The organism is Nocardia sp. TBRC8007, assembly GCF_056629435.1.
In genome coordinates, this window is sequence record NZ_JBWSOR010000084.1 from 1 (window position 1) to 1748 (window position 1748).

The 1748-nt window shown below is 68.5% G+C and carries 1 protein-coding gene; it reads left to right on the plus strand.

Annotation, left to right across the window (positions count from 1 at the left end; translation table 11 throughout):
• On the plus strand, nucleotides 1-1748 hold a 1748-nt coding region (locus ACX4ZE_RS22690; RefSeq protein WP_480275494.1), incomplete at both ends, for an AMP-binding protein.

Here is a 1748-nt window from a genome sequence, read left to right on the forward strand (position 1 = left end):
GTTGTTGTCGGCGTTGGTCGATCATGTGTCGTCGCTGCCCCGAGGGTCTTTGGGGTGTTTGAACCAGGTGATCGTGGGTGGTGCGGTGTTTCCCCCGGGCCTGGTGTATCGATTCATGTCGCTGTGTCCGGCGGTGCGGGTCGTCAACGGCTATGGCCCCGCAGAGACGACCGCGTGTGTCTCAGTGTACGACTGCGCGGAGGGTGTGGGGGTGTCGGTGCCGATCGGGCGTCCGGTGGGGAATATGCGGGTGTTCGTGCTCGATGGCCGGTTGCGGCCGGTGCCGGTGGGGGTGGCGGGGGAGGTGTATATGGCCGGTGCGCAGGTGGGGCGCGGGTATCACGGGCGGGTGGGGTTGACGGCGGCGCGGTTCGTGGCTGACCCGTTCGATGTCGTTGGTGGGGGGCGGGTGTACCGGACCGGGGATGTGGCGCGGTGGACCGTGGCGGGGGTGTTGGAGTTCGTGGGGCGGGTCGATGAGCAGGTGAAGATCCGGGGGTACCGGGTCGAGCCGGGGGAGGTGGCGGCGGTGTTGGGGGCGCATCCAGCGGTGGGGCAGGCGGTGGTGGTGGCGCGGGAGGCCGCCGGGGTGGGGGCGGGCACACAGTTGGTGGGGTATGTGGTTTTCGACCGGTCGGGTGTGGTGGGGGAGGGGAAGTTGGTCGAGCAGTGGCGGCGGGTCTACGACGATCTAGCTGGCGGGACGGAGTCCGGGACGGGGTTCGGTGAGGATTTCCGGGGCTGGAACAGCAGTTATTCCGGGGCGCCGATCCCGGTTGCGCAGATGCGGGAGTGGCGGGCGCGCACGGTCGAACGGATCCGGAGCCTGGGAGGTAAGCGAGTCCTCGAGATCGGTGCCGGGTCGGGGTTGTTGTTGTCGCGGTTGGCGCCGGACTGCCGGGAGTATTGGGCGACGGACCTGTCGGCGGCGACGGTGCGGACGCTCGATCGGCGATTGGCCGCGCTGCGGGCGGAGTGGACCGAGCGGGTCGTCCTGCGCACCGCCGCGGCTGACGATCTCTCGGGGCTGCCCGAGGGCTATTTCGATACCGTGGTGGTGAATTCGGTGGTCCAGTATTTCCCCGGCCGCGCTTATCTGCGGCGGGTCGTCGAACAGGTGTTGCGGGTGTTGGCGCCCGGTGGTGCGTTGTTCGTCGGGGATGTGCGGAATCTGTCGCTGCTGGAGGAGTTCACGACTGCAGTGCAGCTCGCCCGTGGTGGGGACACCGATCCGCGGGCGGTGCGGGAGCGGGTCCGTCGGGAGATCGCTACCGAGCAGGAGTTGCTGGTGGCGCCGGAGTATTTCCGGGCGTTGGCCGGCGAGATCGACGACATCGGCGCGGTCGCTGTCGAACTCAAAACCGGCTGGTCGGTCAACGAGTTGACCCGTTACCGCTACGACGTGGTCATCCGCAAGCGTCCGACCGAGGTGTTGTCGCTGGCGGAGGTGCCGCGCACCCGGTTCGTCAACCACGACGGTTTGTCGTCGGTGAACAGTATGTTGGCTGCGGCGCGGGGTGGTTGGCTGCGGCTGACGGACATTCCGCATCTGGGTGTGGTCGACGATGTCCGCGCGGTCGAGCGGCTGCGTGCGGGGCAGTCGGTCAGCCCCGGCCTCGGTGGAATCGGGTTCGAACAGATCGTGGCCCACGGTGTCGATCGAGTCGGTGCCGGACTGCTCCCGGAGGATCTGTACGCCCTCGGGGAGGGGCTGGGGTTCACCACCGCGGTGACGTGGTCGACGCACG